Source organism: Mycolicibacter kumamotonensis (assembly GCF_002086285.1).
GTDB lineage: Bacteria > Actinomycetota > Actinomycetes > Mycobacteriales > Mycobacteriaceae > Mycobacterium > Mycobacterium kumamotonense.
On record NZ_MVHU01000020.1, the window covers coordinates 1 to 21,454 of the forward strand.

Consider the following 21,454-nt stretch of genomic DNA (forward strand, 5'->3'; position numbering starts at 1 on the left):
CGTCGACGGGCGAGCCCGCAACCGCCGGATCGGAGGTCGCCTGAAAATCACCGATCCACAGGTCTTGACAATATCTCCTCGATACTGCCGATATCTATCAGCTGTTCACGTATGCCTACGCGCTCGGCGGTGGCGAGTACGCGCGACGCGCAGGCCTGATCTATGCCTCGACAACCAGCACGACTGGACCCGCGCTGCGGATAATGCCAGCGGCAGGGGTGACAGATGCCCGCATTTACGGTGTCGGGATTGACATCCCGAGAATCCTCGAAGCGTTGGGTACCCTCGATCCACAGCCCGTGTACGCCGAGGTCCGGTCCATCGTGCAGCAGCTCACCGGGCTTGCGTGCAACCTACCGGCCCCTGCGGGTGTCGCGAACGTCAGCCACTGACCGGCTACAGATCCCAAACCTGGTCCGGATCATCGAGTGCTGCACGAATCTGTCCAAGGTCACCGAGGTCTGCAAGCGGCGACGTCCGGGCGATATCGACAATGCCACGAACGACTGCATTGAGGGCCTCACCGTTCCCGGCTTCGAGCGCCTGGTCGAGACGGGTGAACAACGCTTCGAACGTCGCTCGACGCTCGGCGAATACCTGCTCGAAGTAATCTTTGAGAACCGCTTCGGCAGCTTTAATGCGAGCAACCTCAGTCTTCTCATAAGCGCGGATTCTTGTGCGCTGCGTACTTTCGCTCTGGGTGACCTTGATGCACTCGCGAGTCACATCCACGATCTGGGTCAACGCATTGAAACCGTCCAAGGCGGAGAATTTCGCCCCCACACGACCAACACCATTCGCTACGTGAACCTGCGGCTTCTCACTCACCCTCGGCATCCCCGATCATCTCCCGGTATTTGACCGTCATGTTTGCACTCTCATTAGGCACGTCGCCCTCCGCATCGACCACTGGCGCTGCTGCGACATCACGAACCGAGAGTGCGAGGACCAAGGCTTGCTGAAAACGATCGGCGTGTGCCTTCGGATCAAACTGCTCCGACTCAAGCAGATCCAGCGCAGCTGTCGCGCGTCTCGTGAGCGCATTCAACACCGAACTGACTTCTGCGACCCTCGTATCCACAGCATCGAGGCGAACAGCAAACGCATCAAGCTTCGCGAGCTCGACCGCGACATCCGCCTGAACGGCCCGCGCCTTCGTGGCCGCTTTCGCTCCTTGCATCTGCGTAACGAGACCGCCGACCAGCAACGCCGGGCCGACGGTCACGAAATTCAGTGCGGTGGCGCCCAGGGCCATTCCACCGCCACCCGCAGCCACGCTTCCGCCGCCGAGGAACGCTACCGTCGCGCTCTCAGCTGCGGCCCCAGACAAACCGGAGATTGCAGCACCTGTACTCGCTGCACCAAAGCTGCCGGCAGCGGCATATACGCCGGCACCCGTACCAAAGGCTGTCGTCACCGATCCAACAGCACCTAAAGCCCATGAAATCGGGTCAACGTCCAGCCCAGCAATCCCGGACATGCGCGAGATCGTGACGTCAATCCCATCCACCAGCAGCCGCTCGTTCTCACGGACCTGTCGCTCGTGGCGTCGAAGGAATTCAGCCATGCGCACGACGACGTCGATCAATGCTCGCTGCTGCTGTCCACCCAATGCCTCAAGTCGGCCATTGGTCACTTCTACCGCTTCTGCGGTCTGGCTGCGACTCTTCTCGTAGCGTTTACGTGCAGCGTCCACCTGGTCACGAGCCTTTTTCATGTCCCAGGCGCCCTTGCCGCCGAGTGCAACTCCGCCGCCACCTGTAACGGCACCGACGGCAATAAGAGCCAGCGGAATCAACGGCACAACCATAGCCCATCCATTCGTCGTTTGGCCGTGCAACTTGCACGAATTTAATGGGTACGAATCAGCAGCACAACAGTTGACGTCGGCGCTGGTGAACCGTGTCTATACGACTGATCGCGATCATCACCTACCCCGCAGCGCATCCGGCAGACCCTTCGAATACACCACCACCAACTCCCGATTCGCCCGCGTCAGCGCCGTGTAGAGCGGCCCCTGGTGCCCGCGGTTCCGTCTGAAGTCCGCCGGCTCCACCACCACCACCGCATCGAACTCGATGCCGCGGGCCGAGTCGGGGTCCAGCGCGGTCACCTCCCGGCCATCGCGTTCCCAGGGGCTCAGGTCATGCATGGACCCGGCCCACCCGCGCGAGCGGAGACTGCGTCGGACCGCTCCGGTGTCCGGACCGATGACGGCAACTGTCCCCGATGGGTAGGCGACCAGAAGCCGCTCGACCTGCTCTGCGACCGCGTCGCCGAGCTCGGCCGGGCGCACCTTCTCGACGGTGGGGGCCGGCCCCTCATGCTGGAAGGCGTTGACCACCCGCTGATCACGAGGAAGCAGTCGGGTCGCAAACTCCAAAATCGGGCGCGTGGACCGGTATCCGATCGCCAGCTCGAAGGTTGCGGTGTCTTCTTCGATCGCGATCAAGTCCAAGATCTCGGGCCAATTCGCCGGGGTGTGGTCCGACCGGCGCTGGTTGAGATCTCCCAGCACCGTCCACCGGTCCTCGATGTTGATCTCGTCGAGCAGCAGCCAGCCCAGCGGGGTCACGTCCTGTGCCTCGTCGATGATGATGTGGGTGATACCAGCGAGATCGGCCGGCGGGCTCACCTCCCACTGGATGTAGGCGAGCAGCGCGGAATGGGCCCGCAGCGTCAGGGCATGCCGGTATGCGGGCAGCGCGCTCAGATAGGTGCTCCACTGCGGATCGGACGTGATCGCTGCGCTGTTGGCGCGCATGTATTCGTAGACCTGCTCGGCTGACAGTGCGGCACCGCCGTTGGTCGTACGGATGTGCCGGATGGCGCGCCGCAGCAACCGCACCAGTTTCCAGTTGGCATCCTGTGCTGTCGGCGAGATCTCGCCTTTCGGAGGGTACTTGAGGCCGAGGATGTGCTGCCACAGCTCCGGCAGCGACAACACATGCAACTGTGCGGAGTTGCCGGCTAGGTCGTTGATGACGCCGATGACGTGTTGGGAATACCCGGCGGTCGGCCCGATCAGCAGCACATTGCCGGAAGCCCTGTCTTCGGCAGGGGTGTCCTCGTTGACCAGGTAGGCGGCGCGGTGCGATGCGATGATCGTTTTCCCAGTGCCGGGTTTGCCCTCGATGATCATGCTGTCGCCCGCCGGCATCGTCACTAACGCGTACTGGTCCGGCTGCAGTGTGGCCAGAACCGAATCCAACCTCTTTGTTCGCGGAGCTTGCATTTGAGCCCGCAACGCTTCTTCCGCACGGATTCCGGCGAGTGAGTGGTCGGCGTGATGATGGCCGTCGGATGCAGCCGCCGAAAGCCCTTCGGCCACTGGGTCCAGCGGTTTGGGCACATCAGGCTGCGGCCGTTTGGGTATCGTCGGCGGGGCGGGGATCGCCAGTCCACGCTTGCGGAATGGATGCTTAGGCGCGTCGGCGCGTAGCGTCTCGTCGCTGAAGTCCACGATCTGGCCGTTGCGTCGCACCATGGTGCGCACGACGGCAACCTCGTCGCAGAGCTTGTGGTGCCTGGTGCCGCGATAGAAGGTGCAGGCGATCGGAGCGGTCCAACTGAAAACCAGGGTCCCGTCGAACTCAGCATATTTTTTGCCGATGTAGAAGTCCGATTGCCCCTCAAGCACCCACTCGTCGGGTCCGGCCAGCGCCACCCGGCCCACCAGTTCTCCGACCGGCATCTCTCGTCGTGCCGGCAGACCGGTCCCGGTCCACAAACCATTGCGCGGGCCCTGATAAGCCAGTGGGCGGCTGGCCTTCTCCCGCAGCAGCGTCGCGTAACGCTTCTCCGCGGTGCGCTCGTCTTCAAGTTCCAATTCCTTGGGCGTACTCACTAATCCCTCCGTCAGGCCACTATTTCGATGACACAGGCCGCGAGCGGCTCGAGTCGGATTTCGGGTTGGACTTCGCTCTGCAGCTCGGCCGACAGCGCCGCGTAGCGCTCCTGCGCCCGACGACGCTGGCTTTCGAACAGTGCTATCGCCCGCTCCCCGCGCCCACGCGCCCGTGCGGTCGCAATCCGGTTCTCGATGGCAGCGAGTTTGCGGTGATGCTGTTGATCCAAAGTGATTGCCCGGGTTCGCTGCAGGGCATCGAACTCGTGATTGCGGCGCGATTGCTCGTGCAGATGCCGCTCATACAGTTGGTTCTGTGCGCGCTCGGCAAGGTTCTCCAACCGATCGATGCGTGGCAACGGGGTGTCGGTGAGGTTGCCTTCGGCGAGGGCGGCCAGCAAGGCGTTCGCCGGCCCGTCACCGGCATGGCGCCCGGCATCGGTCACCGCAGCTCCCCAGATCTCATCCCCGCCGCGCGACGCCGCCACCGCCTTAGCCATGACGACAACGTAGACACCGGGTCCGACATCGTCGGCTGACGCCGGAACCCGCAGCGACGCAAACCGGGCCTGCCGGTGGCCCGGCACTGCCGCGGCTGCCATCGTCAGTGGACTGGTCGCGGTGAGCAGCATGCCGCCGCCGGTGCGGGCCAACTCCTGGTCGAGGATCAGCGATATCGGCATCTCGCTGCGCAGCTGCGATGCCAGGTTGCTGGTCTCTGCCCGGGTGCGCTGCGCCGTTTTGGCAAGGTCTTCAACGCGGCCGGCCATGGTCGGATTGCCGTAAAGCTCAGCGACCCGTCGGTCTTTGGTGAGCCGAATTCCCGAAGCTCCGTCGACCCGCGCCCAGTCGTCAAGCAATTGCGCCAGCTCGTGTTGTCCGACGTAGCGCCCGGTACGGACCAGCTCGTCTTCGAGCCCGGCGACGTCGACGTCGTTGCTGACAAGCAGTGCACTGGACGCGTCGGAGACGTCCTGCAGGCCGGCGCGCTGCTCGGCGATCGCCGTTTCGACCTCGTGGATCTTCTGCTCACGCTGCTCGGGTGTCAGGGTGAAGTCGAAACCGGCTTCCAACGCTTTGGGGGCGTTGGCGGTGATGATCGGTTCCAGGGCACCGACGGAGGATTCGAAGATCCCGATCCGGTCGAGGAGCCGCGACAGGATGCGTTCATCGATGGTGGCCTCGTTGACGAAGTTCACCACCAGCATGGCCTCTTCGACCTGACCGATGCGGTCGATGCGGCCGATGCGCTGTTCGATCTCCATCGGGTTCCACGGCAGGTCGTAGTTGACCACCGCCGAGCAGAACTCAAAGTCGAGGCCCTCGCTGGCGACGCGGTTGGCGAGCACGAAATCGTATGCGCCGCCGCGGAAGTCGCCCATGATGCGGCGACGCTGTTCCCGGTTGACACCACCATGCATGACCGCCACCCGGAACTCGTCCTCCAGCCGGCCCATGAGGTAGGCCAAGGTAGGCCGGGAGTGGGTGAACACCAGAGCACGCCGGCCCTGCTGGTGCAGCGTGCGCAACACCTTGCGGAGGTCATCGAACTTGGTGTCGACGTCCGCAGGCAGGTTGCGGGCAGCGGCGATCAAGCCGGCGTGCGGTTCCAGGCGGACGGCGGGGGCATCGGAGTCGGCGTCGGTGATGGCGCCGAAGGCCTTGGGCTCCAGCACGGCGCGGCGGGCCATCGGCAGGCACGCACTGGCCAGCCGTAGCGGCATCTGCATCGCAAAGTGCAGCGGCCGCCCCATCGCTTTAGCGCGGTCTTGACACCACTGCAGGTATTCATCGTAGAAGTCGGCTTCGGCTTGAGTCCAGGTGACGTCGTGGCGGTCCAAGGTCCGTTTGGCTTTGCGGTCGTCGACTTCGACCTTCTTGGTGCGGGTGATCACGGTCGACAGCGTGTTGAGGTCGGCCAGGTAGCGTTTGGCCTCAACGACATCGCGCGGCTCCAGCTTGCCTTTGGCGAGAAGCTCTTCGAGCAGCGCGAAGTCCGGGCGCTGCATCAAGGGGCCGCCGAGCGTGGTGGTCTTCAGTTCGCCGAGCTTCGCGCACAGCTCACGACCGTCGACCCCCTTCTCGACCAACCGTGCTGCGACGGCGTTGATGATCCGGTTGGGTTCCAGGCGCAGTTCTAGGTCGCGGATGTCGCCGTAGTCGCCCGGGGCGAGCAGCTCCAGCAGGTTGAGCAGGTCGTCCTGACGCAGGTTGATCGGTGTCGCGGTGAGAAAGACCAGGTTGTCGGCCCAGTCGGTGAGGCGGGTGCCCAGCGCGTAGCTCTTGGTGTCCTGGTTGCGCATCGAGTGCGCCTCATCGACGATGACCAGGTCGAATTCCGGTGGCAGATCGTCGAGTTCGTCCATGCCCTCCCAGGACCGCAGCCGTTCGATACTGCAGATGTAGGCCTGCCGGCGCGGCAGCCGGTTCTGGCGGTGCTTGTCCAGGAAGGTCCGCAGGGTGGCGGTGTCCAGTTCCGTCAGGTCGAACTCGAACCGGTCGTCCATCTCCTCTTTCCACTTGCCGACCAGGCCCGCGGGACAGACGATCAGCACCCGGTCGGCTTCACGGCGCGCTTCCAGCTCGGTCCAGATCAGGCCAGCCTCGATGGTCTTGCCCAGGCCGACCTCGTCGGCGATCAGGATGCGGGCCTTGCCGGTCTGCAACAACTTGAGGACCGGCTTGAACTGGTAGGGCCGGAAGGTGGTGCGGGTGGCCCGGAACGAGAACAGCGTGTTGGCAAACTTGCTCTGCAATTTCGCGCGGGTCAGCGTCGCCCCGAACCGGCGCGCCGGTGTTGGCTCGCGGGTCACCCAGGCCCGCGGAGTGTCGAGCTCGGGGCGGGCCTTGAGCGAGGATTCGATGACGTTCTGCTGGTGGCCCTCGACGATCACCGTGTAGGACCACTGCCCGGAGCGTCCGCCGAGAAACACCCGATCGCGGATCACGACGTCGACGTCGCCGGGGTGGGTCACCGCCGCCTCGTTGAGCTCGAACCGGGGTGTGGGGACCGGGTGGCCGTCGACCCAGAACTTCTCCGCCCAGGCGAGGGCCGCCATCAGCGGATGGTCGTCGCTGAGTTGGTCGAGCCGCGCGACCGTCGCATCCCCGGGTGGCGCGCCGAGCGCGACCTGCAGAATCAGGGCGCCACCGTCGACGCCCTGGAACCAGTAGAGACCTTCGGGCAGTTCGACCTCGGGTTGTCCCAGAACCCGGCACTCCTCGACGTGCGAGGCCAGGGCGCGAACGGGGCCGTCGAGGATCAGTGCCCGGGCGAACTCACCGCGGTCGAGGGCGACATGGAGCTGTTCCGGGTCGGGGTGGTAGCCGAATGATTGCGCAGGTCCCATGGCCGATGAGACCATCGACGCCATCCTTGAGCACTCCTTCTCGCTATGTTGGTGCATGGCAACCCCAGCGACGAGCTTGGCCGACCGCTTCAGATATCGCCCGCACTCGACGCCAGCTTCCGCATGCGTCAATCATTTATTCGTCGTCCCACTCGTACTCGTCCCGAAAAGGCGTCAAAAGTATTACTTTACAAAACAATCCCCGGTGAGGATTGCTGGACCGACGAGAGTGTGAGCGTGTCATCACCGCTGATCGCTATCCTTCCGCCAACAACGAGATGATCGATGGCATCGCCGATGTAACGCTCCACGACTGCTCCGGTTCTTGTCCATCCGAATACACGCGCAACACATTGAACAACTTCAGTCCGGCTGACCGCGCCCACATCTTGAACGGTAAGGACCACGGCCATTCCTAGTTCCTCCAAATGCACGTGTTCGGCCTTCCGAGCGGTGTTCCCTGCCGGTACGCGAACCATTGATACTTGCCGGCCGGGCAACATTAGGAAGTCGCCGTCTCGGACAACCTGCGCCCTCTGGATAGCGCGGTCGATGTTGTTGCGAATATTGGAACCAATACGTCCGATGTTCCACCATTCCCGAAGACGTTCATGAGCGACTTCGATATGGACGGGCCCTTCATGTTCCACCAGAACCTGGATCGCTTCGACCATATGAAGGTGACTGCCTGCTTCTCCGGGATCCACAAAATGGGGAATCGGCGTCGCTGGAGCAGGCCGGTACTCGGTTGTCCAGTTTGGGGTATCGGCAATCTCGGCCTGCTCAGTCTCAATGATCGGTCGGTCTAAGGGCAAAGTCTTCTTACTCCGGTTGTCAAGAGGTGCAGCAATCGCTTCCTCAATGGCAGCTCGTAGACGCGCCTCTTCTGCAAGACGATCGCGGTACCACGCTGTGCCCCAGATACGGTGGAGTCTCCAACCGAGGCCGACCAGTATCTGCTCACGAAGGCGGTCACGGTCTCGAGCCGCGGGAGCCGAGTGGTATTGGTAGCCATCGCATTCGATTCCGATCGCGAACATCCCGGGGTAAGCGGGGTGCCGAACACCAATATCGATCCGGTATCCCGCAGCGCCCACTTGAGGCTCAACCACGTAGCCCCATCCGCGGATGACTGCAAGTACGGACTCTTCAAACGGTGATTCTGGATCGCGCCCGCTAGGTGAATACGGGACCGCAAGCACCTGAGGCCCTCGCTCCGCATACTCAAGGTAGGAACGGAGGTAGTCAACATTTTCGTTTGTCGACGGTGGAATCTCACGTGCGCGCATCGATGCGACGACCTCGACACGTTGACGAGCGCGGGTGATACCGACGTTGAGACGTCGCCACCCCTTGTCCTTGTTCAAGGCACCGAAGTTGGTTGATATCTTTCCCGCCTCGTCCGGGCCATAACCGATGGAGAAAATGATCACATCGCGCTCGTCGCCTTGCACCTGTTCCAGTGCTCGGATGAAGAACCCACGGAGACGATCATCCGTATCAAAGAATCGGTCGAGGTCTCGCCTGCTGACTCGAGCCTCATCTATGGCGCTCTGTACCGCATCCGCTTGAGCAACAGAGAATGTCACCACACCGAGAGTGAGTTCGGGATGCTTAGTGAAGTGCTCGATGACACGCTCGGCGACCTTGGCCGCTTCGATAGGGTTGAACGCCCCACCGCCGCGTCGATACATGCCGTGTGCATGGAAGAACTCGATGCCGACGTCCTCGCCTTCGGCCTGTGCGGAGGGAAAAGTGACGAGTTGTCCCCCATAGAACTTGTAGTTGGAGAAAGCGATGAGGTCTTCGTGGCGGGACCGGTAGTGCCACCGGAGGCCCAAATTGTTGAACGCACCTGAGGCTTTGGCGAGTTCCAGAACCGATTGAAAGTCCTTGACGTCGGTTTCGTCCTCGTCGTCGTCCGTACTGCGGTCGAAGAAGGAGGTGGGCGGCAATTGCTTGTCGTCGCCGGCCAATATCAGGGCTTTGCCTCGGTAGATACAGTTTATGGCATCACCAGGAGTAACCTGCGAAGCTTCGTCAAAGATGACGATGTCGAACTCCATTTCCGGTGGCAGGTACTGGGATACCGCCAGCGGCGACATCATGAACACCGGCTTGATGCTGCGCGTAGCGTTGCCAGCGCGCAACATCAGTTCACGGACTGGCAGATGCTTCCTCTGCTTGCTTCCTTCGCGGCGAATCACCCCGGGCTCACCGATCATCGTGTTGACTGGGCGACGAGCATTGACAGCAAGAATGATGTCTGCGGTTGCCGCCTTGATCAGGTCGCTGTCGAGCTGACGATACTCAGCGACCAAGGCTTCTCGATCGGCCGCAAGCAGAGGGCGAAGGCGTTCGTCCCCTTGAATGACAGCGTCGCACCAGCCCCTCAATAGGGCACGATTGATGACACTGGGGACGTCTTGCTCAGCCAGGCGCTTCTCAATGCAGAAGTCGACCGCGACATCGAGGCCGCGCCGCGCAAGGTCTGCATATGCACGTCGGTATTCGAACCACTCCTGCTGCCCAACAGAGTCTTCACGGAACGCATCAAGCAGTTCGACCGCATCGTTGTAGTCATCAAACTCTGTCATCAGTTCACGTTGCCGACTAGGCGCGAATGCTTCAACCACCCGGCCGCAGGTGTTGACCCATTTCTCGTGCGCTGGACCCAAGGCTTCTACGAGGGACGAGCCGGCAATCGCCTTGACCTGGTCGGTAGTTAGCGGTCCGCCCGCGAGGTAACGGAGGTGAGTCGCCCACGTCATAGCTTCATCGAGTGACTCCAGGTTGGTTTCGCTAAAGTCGAAGTGGTCACCAAATGTATTCCTGTAGGCGGGTTCGCCTCGCCGAATCTCTACTGCTGCGCGCTGAGCGTCGTCAACGAGAGCAAGCAGGTTGTTGGCGTCAGCAAGCGAATCAGCCCCTCCGGCAGCGACGGCAGCGACGGCACCGACGCGGTCCGCGGCGCGCCGAAGCGGGCTCACATGGGCCGTTAGCCAGTTGATGGCTTCTCTGATAGCCCCGATCAGGAGTTCGGGACGTCCCGTCGCTGCCGGAGACACTTGGAGGCCGCTTTTCCATTCGTCGAAGTCGTGACGCACGGTATCGGCGACGGTTTGATAGGCGTCGTTGGAGCCGGTACCGGTCATGTAGGTCACCAACTGTGCGGGCACCTTGCCATCAAGAATGGTGAGGACTTCGTCAGCGACGTTGAACGCCGCGTTGAGTTTCTCGAAGTCAGTCTCTCGTCCGGCAACGTGGGCCCCGAGGATCTCTCCACCGGTAGCTGTGAAAGTGTTGAGGGCCTTGACGGCGTCACCCCATGCGATGGCGTCGGAGAGATGGCTGATACCCGTCTTCACCTCAGCGGCGTCGGTCAGCAGGCCCGCGAGAGTCTTCTTGTCCGCTCGGTAGTTCCCCGAAAGCTTCTTCAGGCCCTTGTGCAAATTCGTGAAGCGGTCTTGTAACTCGGCTAGTGGTGCGCTCAGCGCTTCTGGCGCGAAAACGGGGGACGCCTTTGCCTCCGCTTCGTTCAAGGCCCTGATGCGCTCACGCATTACAGCAGCAGCTGCGCGCGCCTCGGTCAAGCCGGAGCGTGTGAACCATCGACGGTCGGGAAGAGCGTTGTGCGAACGCAGCCTGACAAGCCGCATCAAGCGATCTGCATCAGCGAAGGTCGACGGCGGCGCGAGCCCGATGCTGTCGGCTAACGCGGATAGTGCGTTGAGTCGCTGATCCAGCATCCGCGCTTGGGCCTCGAAGCGATCAGCTGTCGCCATCAAGTCGCGAGCCGGCATTGTGTGAATTTCTACCGGGAAAGGACTGGCGCCTACCGGCGGAGGTTCCGGTGGCATCGTCGCCAGATCTGGAAACGATGTCCATGCAACGCCCCCGACCTTGACCACGGTCTCCTCCGCAACCCGCAAATGCGCAAGCTGACGCCCTAGATCGGCCCGCAGTGAATCCAGCGGCACCGTGCTTTCGGCGGTGAGCCACTGATCCATCACCCCGGCGGGGCGCGGGCCATGCTGGTGCTGGATAAGAGCCAGCAGCTGCGGCGCATCAGACGGTTTGGTGAGACAAAAAGCATCGACCAGCTCGGTGTTGAGCGCAACCGTGCTGCGCAACTCCTCAAGCGCGGACTTTGCGTGGTACAGGCGCACTTCCAAAGACTGGTCGTCAATGACTTCACGCCAAAGGAAGGAGTTTCCCTGCACCGCAGGCCGCCACGCGCGTACCAGTTTAGAGAGCGTTTCCTGGATTCCGACATAGTCAGCCTCTGACAAGCCAGTCGGATCTGTTTCGGGTACCGGCGCGATCGGCGCTGCAGCCAAATTCGCACACAACCCCAAAACCTTGTGTAGCGGCATGTTAAGCGGTTTGCGAACCTCATTCATCGCGGTCGCATATTGGTTGAGTTGGTCGCGACGGTCCCTCACGCCCAGCCGAGTGGCACCCGGCATCGCAACAGGAGGTTTCACGACGTTGTCGAGTGTGTTGAGTAGCTCGGTTGCCACTTCTTTGCGGTTCGCCTTGTGCGAGTGCAGTTCCAACAAGTATGAGCCGAGTCCAACCGAGGCAAGACGATTTCGCACGACCTCAAGGGCCGCCATCTTTTCCGATACGAATAGCACGGTTTTGCCCGCATGCAGGAGTGCGCCAATCATGTTCGCGATCGTCTGCGACTTGCCCGTGCCTGGTGGACCATCCATGACGAACGTCTTGCCTGCGAGAGCTGCAGCCACTGCCGCCCGCTGGGAAGAATCTGCGTCAAGTACGAGAGGCGTGAGTTCAGGAGGAGCAGCCCGGTCAATATCGGCGTCCTCAAGCCGATCAAACTGAAATGCTGCCGATTGCTGCGACGGATCGGATGTTGCCAGGGCTCGTACGATGGGGTGCTCGAGAATCCTGGCTTCGTTATCCAGAAGATCCCTGAACATGGCCTCCTTCGTGAAGGAGAATGTCGATAGGTATGTGGTCTCGCGTAGCGTCCATCCGGTGAAAGCGTCATGGTTTGCGAGCACAGACCGTATCGCGGTAAGCGTCTCTGAAACCGACAGGTTATCGATTTCCTCGATGGCGGGCAGGTCAATCCCGAATTCTTTCAACCGAAGCGCCAGCGCTGGATTCAGTACGGCGTCATCTTCACCGACCGTAATGAGTGGCGTTGACTTTGGCCCATTAGGAAGCAACTTCACCGGGACAAGGAGCAGCGGAGACACCATCTCCGTACCGTCTACGTCGCACCAATCTAGGATCCCGAACGCAAGGTAAAGTACCGACAGGCCTCTATCAATGAATTCCGCTGAAGCCTTTCGCATCAGGTTTCTGACCACCGCGGCGACTTCAGCATCTGGTCGAGGCGAATGGTAGAACTCGCCAGATGGTGAAGCCAAGGACTCCGGGGCAAGATCACCACGTATTGACTGCGCTTTCCCCGTTTGCAAGAGGTTGAGAGCTTGGTCTGGAGGTGGTGCGTCAATTAGCAGCGACGAGGTCTTCGAGGCACGAAACTTGATCAGCGCACTTTGTCGGGTGAGACCCACAAGTCCGTCGCGCCATGACTTGAGGGCGGCTGAGACCTCGCCTTGCCGTGCCAGCGCGGAGGGGACAGTCGCCAAGCCGCCGCCCTGCGTCGTCGGGGAAATCGAGTTAGTGGTTGCGTCGAGATCGATTGGCTGCGGAGCTTCGTCCAAGAGTTGGGAATCTGCGAACTCGAACCTGGCGTGCCTGCCATTGGACACATGGTTCGCCTGCGTGTCGTGATCCGAATCGGTCACCGTGAACTCCTTGAGGACAGATCTCACCGACGATATCGGTGGCGCTATCGACGAGCTTAGATCCGGTCACTGACACTTTCGCCCGGAGTCACGGAAAACAAGACGCGTCACGCCACCCGCGGCAGATCCCGCTCCGCGCTGTGCTCCCGCGGCGCCGTCCCACGCGCCCCCGGCGCCCACCCGACATACGTCAGATACAGCCCCAGCAGCGCGAACGCCACGTACACGACCCGCCACAGGTTCACCGCGCCCATCCAGTCGGCCGGAACCGACAGGACCGTCGCCGGAAACGCCACCAGCAAGAACCCCTTCACCGCAGTCAGCCAGCCCAGCGCGGAGACGCTGAACGCCGCCACCCCGCGCCAGTACGGGTGCAAGGCGATCACCACCAGGCCGGCCAGCAAGGTGAACGCGCCCGCCACCCACGACCAGAGCCAATCGTCGCCGACCTCGGCGAGGCGCGTCCACAGCTCCGAGCCCTGCACGGCAGCAGTCAAGCAGAGGACGGCCAAGAACGGGCCGACCACCCGGGCGAACATCCGAGTGGTGTTTTGGGATTGAATCGAGGTACTCATCGTTTCGTCCTTCCCGAGCGTCCCCCTTAACCGCCATTGTCCTCCCTAAATCGCGGTTGTGCCGCGATCTGGCGCGCCGCTGAACAGCCACCGCAAGCCCATCGAGCATGTCGGTACCGCCCGGGAACATAACCCCGTGACCTCAGCTCGATCCGCTCCAGTCGCCACTGCGCACCCGGGCCATCAGATGGAGTTCGCGTACGTCGATGAGTCCGGAGACACTGGTGCAGCGGGTACGCGGACGTTCACGTTGGGGTGCGTCTTGGTACCGGTCGACGACTGGTTCGCAAGATTTGACCAACTGGTCACGATGCGCCGCGAGATCCGTGACGCCTATCTGTTGCCCATGCGGCAGGAGGCGAAAGCGAATCAGATGGTGGGGGTCAAGAAGATCTACCGAGAACTGGGACTTGGCGATGGCCAGGTCCGGGACATCTACCAGCGTCACATGCGCGCGGCAGCGCAGATCGCCTCCGGGGTCTTCGCCATCGTCATCCGCAAAGACCTCCTGGCCAAACCCGACTTGGACGTTTTTGACATTTCCTGGCGGTATCTGCTTGAACGCCTTCGTAAGCGCACCGAGGAGTCAGGAACGCCGATCATGGTGATCCATGACATCGGCCAGGACGACGCGATCCGCAAGCTTCTCCGTCGATTCCGACGACTTACCTGGACGGCCGCCGGAGCGCGCGTTTCTGCCCCCCTCATCATCGAAGACCCCGTCCCCCGCGATTCGCAGCATTCTTATTTCATCCAGCTCGCCGACCTTGCGGCGTATGCAGCCTCCGCGAGAGCCTTACCGCGAACCGGTCGAACCACCACCATCTGCAACGACGAAATGTGGCAACTGCTGAAACCCGTGCACGTAACGCGAGTCTCCCAGCGCGGCGACGGTCTATACGTTTTCCCTACAAATGAAAGGGGCCCCTTGCGGGGCCCTTGACGGCTAACCTACCCCGGCCATGCGACCGATTCAGCTAGCAGTGTTCAGCATACCCGGTTCGATGCGTCCAGACACGTATATGCACGAATAGGCGGCCTGAGTACAGTCGGTGCATCAACCACCATCCCGGGAGCACACCTGACATGGCCGCCTCCCGCAAACGTCCCCTCAGCGCCCTGATCACCCGAGTGACCATCGCGGTCGTCGTCGCAGCGATCCTGGTGGCCACCATCTGGGCCAGTCGTGCCCACCCGGTGCGCAACCCCATCCCGATTCCGGCGGCCAAAACGATCGGACCCGGCATCGGCATCAACGTCACCCCCACCGACGGCTCCGACAACATCAGTTGCACAACAGGATTTCTGGTGCACACCAAGGACAACCGGCCGGCGCTGCTATCCGCCGGGCACTGCAACAAGCCCGGCGGGCCCGCCGCGGTGGCGATTCGTCACGGCGGGCTCTACAAATATCCGGTCGTCGGCACCTTCACCGAGACCATCTACGACGGCAACGACTGGAACGACTTCGACATCGGACTGATCGACCTGGACCGCCCCGGCAAGATCCCGGTGACCTCCGAGATCGACGGGCATCCGGTGGTCGGCCTGGCCGAGCGCGTCGAAATCGGGGAAACCGTCTGCCATTTCGGGATCCGCAGCGGCGGCGCGATGTGCGGGCCGGTGGTCGCCGGCGAGGAGAACAAGATCCGGTTCGCTGCGACCGCCAAGTGCGGCGACTCGGGCGGGCCGGTCTACAAAATCCGCCCCGACGGCGCGATCGAGGCGGTCGGGATCTTCACCGCGGTGTCCAACGGCGACTACTCCGAGCCGACCTGCGACGGACCGCACACCTACTCCGTCGCGCAGCTGATCAAGCCGTGGCTGAACGCGTGGGAGCTGACGCTGGTGACCGCGGAACCGTAGGGCTCACGTCCCGCAGAACGTCCGGTAGTCGCCGAATTCCGGCGGCGCTGGGGCGGCGTAGTCGGCCAGGCCGTCGCGCTCGTCGTACGGCTCGGCCAGCACCTCCAGCAACTTGCGCACCGGCACGAGATCATCGCGCATCGCGGCGGTCAATGCCTGTTCCACCAGGTGATTGCGCGGAATGTAGACCGGATTGAACCGATCCATCGCGTCGACGTCAGGTTGCAGGGCCTGCCAGCGTGCCAGCCAGTCATCGAAGACCGGTGGCAGGGCAGCGGTGTCGCCGCGGCCTGCCCGCGCCAGGTTCCGGAAGAACGAGGTGTAGTCGACGGCGTTGTCTTTCATCAGTGCCAGCGTCTGATCGATCAGCGCGGCCGCTTCCACGCTGCCGGTCAGCCCGAATTTGGCCAGCATCCCGGCCGACCAGTGCCCGTGATAGCGCGGCATGAACCCTTCCAGGGTCTCCACCGCCGTCGACAGTGCCAGCTCCTCGGTGGCGGCCAGCAGCGGCAGCAGGGTCTCGGCGAAGCGGGCCAGGTTCCACTGCGCGACCAGTGGCTGGTTGCCGTAGGCATAGCGCCCGGCGTAGTCGATGGAGCTGAACACGGTCGCCGGGTCGTAGGCGTCCATGAACGCGCACGGCCCGTAGTCGATGGTCTCCCCGGAGATCGTCATGTTGTCGGTGTTCATCACCCCATGTACGAACCCGACCAGCATCCACTGCGCCACCAGCGACGCCTGCGCCTCAACCACGGCTTCAAACAGTGCCAGGTAAGGGTTTTCGGCCTGCGCTGCCTGCGGGTGATGCCGGGCGATGGCGTGCTCGGCCAGCCGGCGCAGCAGCCCCAGATCGCCGGTGGCGCGGGCCTGCTGGGCGACGAGCTGGAAGCTGCCCACCCGCAGGTGGCTGGCGGCAATGCGGGTAAGTACCGCCCCGGGCAGCTGCGTTTCACGTTGCACTTGGGCCCCGGTGGCGACGACAGCCAGTGAGCGGGTGGTGGGAATACCCAGGGCGTGCATGGCTTCGCTGATCAGGTACTCGCGCAGCATCGGGCCGACGACGGCCAGCCCGTCGCCGCCGCGGGCGAACGGGGTGCGCCCGGAGCCTTTGAGATGGATGTCGCGGCGGTGATCGCCGGCCAGCTCGCCGAGCAGCAGGGCGCGCCCGTCGCCGAGCAGCGGGACGTAGTTGCCGAACTGGTGTCCGGCATAGGCCTGGGCGACCGGGGTGGCGCCGTCGGGAACGCTGGTGCCGGTCAACAGCTTCAGGCCGTCCGGGCTGCGTAGCCAGTCGGGGTCGAGGCCGAGTTCTGCAGCCAGCTTTTCGTTGAGTACCAGCAGCTTCGGGTCGGCCGGGGTGGCGGCCTGCCAGGGTTGCGCGAGCTCGGGGAACTCGCGGGCGAAGTCGGCGGTCAGGAGCGGGGGTGCCACTCCGCCAGCCTACGGGGAGATCGGTCGCCGTCCAGGTTCGTGCCACGTCCACCACTTCCGTACCTGCGCCGTCAGGGTGTGTGAGGTGTGGATCGGATAGCCGTGGCGATATCGCGACGTGGGCTACCCGCGCTGCGCTGCGCCGAGCTGGTGGTAGTTCGCGGGGTCATTCTTTCAGAGGGCACCGACACGGTCGGCTCACCGGCGGGCTCGCGCGCCAGTGCTTGCTTTCGCCGCTCCTCACCCTCGGCTACCTGCTGCAAGATCTCGCGTCGCCGCTGCTCTTGCGCCGCACGGATTCTGTCGGCACGCGCTGACGCAATCGATCTGTGCCACTCCCGTTGCGGCTGAGGTTCGCCGATCCAGCCCCGCTCGGCGGTCATTGGGCCTCAATCGGATTCGCAGGCCACAGCCTGGCGCGTAGTTGTCGACGACTCTCCGCTCGCACCTCAACCTGCCGCTGCGCAGCAGCTACCCCGAGATGCAGGTATTGGTGCTGAATCTTGTGCATCTCTTTTGCCGCAACCAGGGTCAGGTACGGGTTCCCGTACTTGCGCCTGGCGTAGGCCAGCAACTCGGCATCGCTGAGGCGGCCGAGCCGGTCACGGTACGCAGGCCGGAGATACTTCACGTGCGCCTCGCTTTCGACAGGTGGCTCCGAACTCGGCCGCCAACTTTCGCAACAGATCCCAGTCCAGTTCGGACATATCGCCTTCCCGGCGGTGCCGCACCCGGGCATCCACCCCTTGCGCGCTGATCGCGCGCCGGCTCTTCCCCTGGGGCACCGTGCGGTGGCGGCGCGGTTGCCGGGACGACGGGCCAGGTACCCGAACGGCCGTCCACTCGTGAGCTGTGTCGAGCATAGCGGAGCACACCGACGTCGGCGATCCTGCGGCGGTGGCGTCGGTCAGGAGTGAACTGACCGATCCAGGTCAACGGGACTTCCCGACCACCGCCGCCCGTATCCCATGCAGCATGTCATTCGTCGCGACAACGTGTAAGCGCGTCCCGATCACCAATGCCCGATACACACTCCCGTGCAGCCCAGGAAAAGCCGCGTAGGACCGGGCGTGCACGCAGGTGCCACCACCCGGCGCGTCGCTCAGCTCGAAGTGCAGCCGATACCGCGAGAAGCGGTGCCGCCCCGTCAAACTCAGCCGCTGTTCCTCGACGCTCTCTGCCACGTCGAAGCCGGCCCGCGGTTGCGGGCCGAGCAGTGCGACAAGGGGGTTGCGCTCGGCGCCGCGCAGCAGGGACTCCACGTACCACCGCAATCCATGCCACACGGCCCGCCGCGGCGCATCCACCCGTACCGTGTGCTCGTCGATGTAGGGCAGGTTGTCGGTCATCTCAGTCACCCCCGCTTCTTTCCATATAGTGTGCCGAATTCAGCGGATGCCAGACAGCAGGCCTGCTCGGCCACCGCGGCCCGGGCGTGGCGGGAAAAGATACGGAAATCGCGGGCCAGCGCGAGCTGCGGGCCCGCGCCATACGCGTGTCCGCGCGCCGCGGCGATGCTGGGACAACCCAACCGGGCTCTGGTAGTCGCTCATGCCTTGTAGACGATCCCGCGGCACCGAATGTGACACCGCCGGATCGTCACACACGGCAGGCTCCGTCCGTCCTACGTAGAGACACCTCATACGGGAAGGACCGAAACCATGAACACTGCACTGTGGGCCGCCCAACTGACCTTGGCCGCGGTATTCGCCGCGTCGGGGGCCGCCAAACTGACCATGGCGCGCGATCGCTTGATCGCCACCGGCCAGACCGGGGTGGCGATGTTTCCGATGCCGGTGGTGCGCTTCACCGCGGCGATGGAGCTGCTGGCGGCGGTCGGACTCGTGGCGCCGGGGCTGACCGGGATCGGGACGGTGTTGACGCCGCTGGCCGCGCTGGGGTTGTGCGTGGTGATGATCGGCGCCGCCTGGGCACATTCGCGGCTGCATGAGCCGTGGAGCGTTCTGGTCAACGCGACGATGTTCGGGTTGGCGGCCTTCGTCATCGTCGGCCACCTGCTCTGATCAGTGCCGGAAAGCTCAGACCACCAGCGTCTGCGTCGCCAGGCCCGCCGGCCCGGCGGGATCGAAGACCGTCGTCTGGGTGAACGCCCCCTGCCCGGGCGTGACCAGGGTGCGCGAGTCCATTCCGACCCAGTGCCCCACCGGATCTCGGTGCAACACCACGGTGAAGTCGCAGTTGATCGCCGGGTGCTCGGCCGGCGGGGCGCAGGCGCTGATCCCGCTGCCGGAATCCCCCACTGTCAGCACCCGCTGCCAAGGCGTCATCGCCTCGCCGTCGACCAGCGCCACGCGGGGGCGCGCCCAGGCCCGCGCCGGGCCGTCCTGGGCGAAGCCGCCGTCGGCGAAGCACCAGTCGATCGCCGACAGGTACCCGCCGGCATGCCAACCCTCGGGAAACGTGAACGCTTGGGCGGTGGGCTCGCCCGCCGCCGGCGCGGGCTCGGCGGCGCCGGCCGGAAAGTCCGCCGAGGCCGCGGCGATCCGCCAGGCCCGCCCGATCAGCACCGTGCGCCCGCCGGCCTGCGCGGTCGCCTGCAGCAGCTGCACCCGCTTGCCGGTGCGGATCTCCTCCACCGTGACCGTCAGCGGCGCCACCGGCACCGGGGTCAGGATGTCGATGCTCACCCGCGCCAACCGATGCCCCTCGCGCGGCTGGTAACGCTCCATCTCGCGGGCCAGCAGCGCCGACGGCGGCCCGCCGTGCTGGCTCGACACGCTCCACGGCCCGCTGGTCAGCGGCGAGCTGTCGAACTGTCCGGGACCGGTCTGGGTGTAGAACGCCTGGCCATCCACGGCTATCAGGCTAGCGGCCGCCGCCCCCTACGCTGAGGGCCATGGCGAACGAGGAACAGCAGCAGTCCTGGGCGACCCAGGGTGTGGACTGGGTAGACAACGCGGCGATCTTCGAAGCGGTGCTGGCGCCGTTCGCCGAGCCGGTGATACAGGCCGCCGACATCCGACCCGGGGTGCGGGTGCTCGACATCGGGTGCGGCTCAGGAACTCTGCTGGAGCGGTCGGCGGCACTCGGGGCAACACCGGTCGGCGTCGACATCTCGCAGCCGATGGTGGATGCTGCCCGCCGGCGGGTGCCGGAGGCCACCGTGGTGCTCGGGGACGCCCAGATCATGGATCTGGGCGGGCCGGTCTTCGACCGGGTCATCTCGCGGTTCGGGGTGATGTTCTTCGACGACCCGGTGGCGGCGTTCATCAATATCCGCCGCGCGGCCGCTCCGGGCGCCCGGCTGGCGTTCGTGTGCTGGCGTGAAGGCGACAATCCGATGTTCTCCGTCGGCGTCGACATGCTGGCTGCGCAGCTCGAATCACCGCCCGCCGCGGCCGATCCCACCGAGCCGGGCCCGCTGGCCTTCGGCAACGCCGAGCGGGTGCGGACCATCCTGGCCGACGCCGGCTGGGCTGACGTCGAGCTGGCGGCGTTCGACGGGGTCTGCAACTTCAGCATCGACGGCAGCGACGGCGTCGAGGAACGCCTGACGATGATCCTGTCCAACCGCACCGGGCAGCAGGCCCGCACCGAACTGCCCGTCCGGCTCGGCGAGGACGGCTGGGCCGCCGTCGTCGACAAGCTGCGCGACGAGCTGCGCCGGCACCGCGTCGACGGGGTTCTGAAGTTCCCCGGGCACACCTGGGTGGTGACCGCGACCAATCCGGGCTGAGCAGCTCGACCTCAGCGTGAACCGCGCGTCAGGTCCCCGCAGAACGTCCGGTAGTCGCCGAATTCCGGCGGCGCCGAAGTGGCGTAGTCGGCCAGGCCGTCGCGTTCCCGATACGGCTCGGCGAGCACCTCCACGGCAAGAGCCGTGCTACACCCGGGGACGAGTCACTCCATCGATCAAAATCGGAGAAACCCGGCGAGATCAATTGTCGCCGAGCAGGCTGGCGACGCCCGCGGTGTCGGGCACTACATGGGTGATGTCGGGGAGGTCTCTGAACGCACCGTCCGCCGAGACCAGTACCGCCCCGGCAGATTTGGCGACCGCAGCCAGCACGGAATCAAAGGCACCAACACTCGGGGTCGTCTCGAACATCGTCAATCCTCGCTCGAGGTGGTCGCCAGCGACAGTCAGCAGGGGCGCGAGCAGCTCGGCGTAGCTGCGCCCCAGCGTTGCGGCATCGTTGCGGCCACGTCGGCGGGCACGAATATGGACGAACTCCTGGATCACTTCGGGGGTAGTGGTCGCTTCAATGCGGTCGGCGGCAACCGCCGCGATCAAGTCACGGCACGGCTCCCTGAACCGGTGGTCGGCGCCCTTGGCATAGACGAGCACCGTGGTGTCCAGCACGATCATCCGCGGCGTCCGCGCAGTTCGTCCAATTCCTGCTTGAGTTCGGCGGGGTCGGGAACCGGCATGTCAGGAGCGTCGAGAAGGCGCTGACCGGCGGATTTGCGGCGGTCGACGGGGCCCGCGAGGCCGCGATCGATGGCTTCGCGCACCACGCTGGCCACCGAGACGCCACGCTCCCGCGCCGCCGCGGTCAGTCGGCGATGGCGTTCATCGTCGAGCAGGATCTGCAGTCGATGCTCCAAAGGAGACATGCACATACATTAGCATGCACA

Annotated in this window: 16 protein-coding genes and 1 riboswitch; of the genes, 4 read left to right on the forward strand and 12 right to left on the reverse strand. The window is 64.1% G+C overall.

Translation table 11 applies throughout. The annotated features are described in order from the left end of the window. Positions 1-396: 396 nt before the first annotated feature. The 6 genes from BST28_RS13875 to BST28_RS13900 form a co-directional block, all read right to left on the reverse strand. The gene (locus BST28_RS13875) at positions 397-828 is read right to left on the reverse strand and encodes a hypothetical protein (protein WP_234808289.1); all 432 of its coding nucleotides are present in this window, start codon (positions 826-828) and stop codon (positions 397-399) included. Continuing rightward, complete coding sequence (locus BST28_RS13880; RefSeq protein ID WP_083081472.1) at positions 821-1,810, reverse strand: hypothetical protein; 990 nt, start codon at positions 1,808-1,810, stop codon at positions 821-823. The genes BST28_RS13875 and BST28_RS13880 overlap by 8 nt, the downstream gene beginning before the upstream one ends. A 117-nt stretch (positions 1,811-1,927) precedes the next feature. Next, positions 1,928-3,847, reverse strand: coding sequence for an AAA family ATPase (locus BST28_RS13885; RefSeq protein ID WP_083081474.1), 1,920 nt, complete (start codon positions 3,845-3,847; stop codon positions 1,928-1,930). Positions 3,848-3,858: 11 nt separating this feature from the next. Beyond that, complete coding sequence (locus tag BST28_RS13890) at positions 3,859-7,212, reverse strand: DEAD/DEAH box helicase (RefSeq protein WP_165758087.1); 3,354 nt, start codon at positions 7,210-7,212, stop codon at positions 3,859-3,861. A 173-nt stretch (positions 7,213-7,385) separates the two neighbouring features. Then, entirely contained in the window at positions 7,386-12,983 is a 5,598-nt protein-coding gene (locus BST28_RS13895; RefSeq protein ID WP_133054301.1) for a DUF3320 domain-containing protein, read from the reverse strand. Between the two features lie 107 nt (positions 12,984-13,090). Next, positions 13,091-13,558 (reverse strand): hypothetical protein, encoded by a 468-nt coding sequence (locus tag BST28_RS13900; protein WP_083081480.1) that lies wholly within the window; start codon positions 13,556-13,558, stop codon positions 13,091-13,093. Positions 13,559-13,745: 187 nt separating this feature from the next. On the opposite strand from BST28_RS13900, the gene BST28_RS13905 reads away from it, so the two are divergent. Next, positions 13,746-14,501 (forward strand): DUF3800 domain-containing protein, encoded by a 756-nt coding sequence (locus BST28_RS13905; protein ID WP_083081482.1) that lies wholly within the window; start codon positions 13,746-13,748, stop codon positions 14,499-14,501. Positions 14,502-14,644: 143 nt separating this feature from the next. Continuing rightward, a complete protein-coding gene (locus tag BST28_RS13910; RefSeq protein ID WP_083081484.1) occupies positions 14,645-15,424 on the forward strand; it encodes a chymotrypsin family serine protease in 780 nt (259 codons plus the stop codon). 3 nt (positions 15,425-15,427) lie between these two features. Here the strand turns inward: BST28_RS13910 and BST28_RS13915 are convergent, their stop codons facing one another. Together BST28_RS13915 and BST28_RS13925 are read right to left on the reverse strand one after the other, a co-directional pair. After that, the gene (locus tag BST28_RS13915; RefSeq protein WP_083081486.1) at positions 15,428-16,855 is read right to left on the reverse strand and encodes a protein adenylyltransferase SelO; all 1,428 of its coding nucleotides are present in this window, start codon (positions 16,853-16,855) and stop codon (positions 15,428-15,430) included. Positions 16,856-17,592: 737 nt separating this feature from the next. Further along, a riboswitch (SAM riboswitch) is annotated at positions 17,593-17,706 on the reverse strand. Between the two features lie 81 nt (positions 17,707-17,787). Beyond that, positions 17,788-18,204 (reverse strand): hypothetical protein, encoded by a 417-nt coding sequence (locus tag BST28_RS13925; RefSeq protein ID WP_083039923.1) that lies wholly within the window; start codon positions 18,202-18,204, stop codon positions 17,788-17,790. Between the two features lie 312 nt (positions 18,205-18,516). On the opposite strand from BST28_RS13925, the gene BST28_RS13930 reads away from it, so the two are divergent. Next, on the forward strand, positions 18,517-18,879 hold the full coding sequence (locus tag BST28_RS13930) for a DoxX family protein (RefSeq protein WP_013827530.1): 363 nt from the start codon (positions 18,517-18,519) through the stop codon (positions 18,877-18,879). 15 nt (positions 18,880-18,894) lie between these two features. Here the strand turns inward: BST28_RS13930 and BST28_RS13935 are convergent, their stop codons facing one another. Beyond that, positions 18,895-19,671, reverse strand: coding sequence for a thioesterase family protein (locus BST28_RS13935; RefSeq protein ID WP_083081490.1), 777 nt, complete (start codon positions 19,669-19,671; stop codon positions 18,895-18,897). Between the two features lie 41 nt (positions 19,672-19,712). Here BST28_RS13935 and BST28_RS13940 point away from each other — a divergent pair, with 41 nt between their 5' ends. Continuing rightward, positions 19,713-20,552 carry a class I SAM-dependent methyltransferase gene (locus BST28_RS13940; RefSeq protein ID WP_083081492.1) on the forward strand — a complete coding sequence of 280 codons (840 nt, stop codon included), beginning with the start codon at positions 19,713-19,715 and terminating at the stop codon, positions 20,550-20,552. An 11-nt stretch (positions 20,553-20,563) separates the two neighbouring features. On the opposite strand, the gene BST28_RS25105 is transcribed toward BST28_RS13940, so the two are convergent. From BST28_RS25105 to BST28_RS13950, 3 genes are all read right to left on the reverse strand, one after another. After that, positions 20,564-20,686, reverse strand: coding sequence for a hypothetical protein (locus BST28_RS25105; RefSeq protein ID WP_013827527.1), 123 nt, complete (start codon positions 20,684-20,686; stop codon positions 20,564-20,566). Positions 20,687-20,753: 67 nt separating this feature from the next. Beyond that, positions 20,754-21,185: a type II toxin-antitoxin system VapC family toxin gene (locus tag BST28_RS13945; RefSeq protein ID WP_083081494.1), complete on the reverse strand. Its 432-nt coding sequence runs from the start codon at positions 21,183-21,185 to the stop codon at positions 20,754-20,756. Continuing rightward, positions 21,182-21,433 carry a ribbon-helix-helix domain-containing protein gene (locus BST28_RS13950; RefSeq protein WP_019736076.1) on the reverse strand — a complete coding sequence of 84 codons (252 nt, stop codon included), beginning with the start codon at positions 21,431-21,433 and terminating at the stop codon, positions 21,182-21,184. The genes BST28_RS13945 and BST28_RS13950 overlap by 4 nt, the downstream gene beginning before the upstream one ends. Between the last annotated feature and the right edge of the window lie 21 nt (positions 21,434-21,454).

Coding starts and splice junctions, on each gene's coding strand:
- BST28_RS13880 (WP_083081472.1), bottom strand. CDS start 1,810: ATGGTTGTGCCGTTGATTCCGCTGGCTCTTATTGCCGTCGGTGCCGTT.
- BST28_RS13890 (WP_165758087.1), bottom strand. CDS start 7,212: ATGGTCTCATCGGCCATGGGACCTGCGCAATCATTCGGCTACCACCCC.
- BST28_RS13900 (WP_083081480.1), bottom strand. CDS start 13,558: ATGAGTACCTCGATTCAATCCCAAAACACCACTCGGATGTTCGCCCGG.
- BST28_RS13905 (WP_083081482.1), top strand. CDS start 13,746: ATGGAGTTCGCGTACGTCGATGAGTCCGGAGACACTGGTGCAGCGGGT.
- BST28_RS13910 (WP_083081484.1), top strand. CDS start 14,645: ATGGCCGCCTCCCGCAAACGTCCCCTCAGCGCCCTGATCACCCGAGTG.
- BST28_RS13925 (WP_083039923.1), bottom strand. CDS start 18,204: ATGACCGACAACCTGCCCTACATCGACGAGCACACGGTACGGGTGGAT.
- BST28_RS13930 (WP_013827530.1), top strand. CDS start 18,517: ATGAACACTGCACTGTGGGCCGCCCAACTGACCTTGGCCGCGGTATTC.
- BST28_RS13940 (WP_083081492.1), top strand. CDS start 19,713: ATGGCGAACGAGGAACAGCAGCAGTCCTGGGCGACCCAGGGTGTGGAC.
- BST28_RS13945 (WP_083081494.1), bottom strand. CDS start 21,185: ATGATCGTGCTGGACACCACGGTGCTCGTCTATGCCAAGGGCGCCGAC.
- BST28_RS13950 (WP_019736076.1), bottom strand. CDS start 21,433: ATGTCTCCTTTGGAGCATCGACTGCAGATCCTGCTCGACGATGAACGC.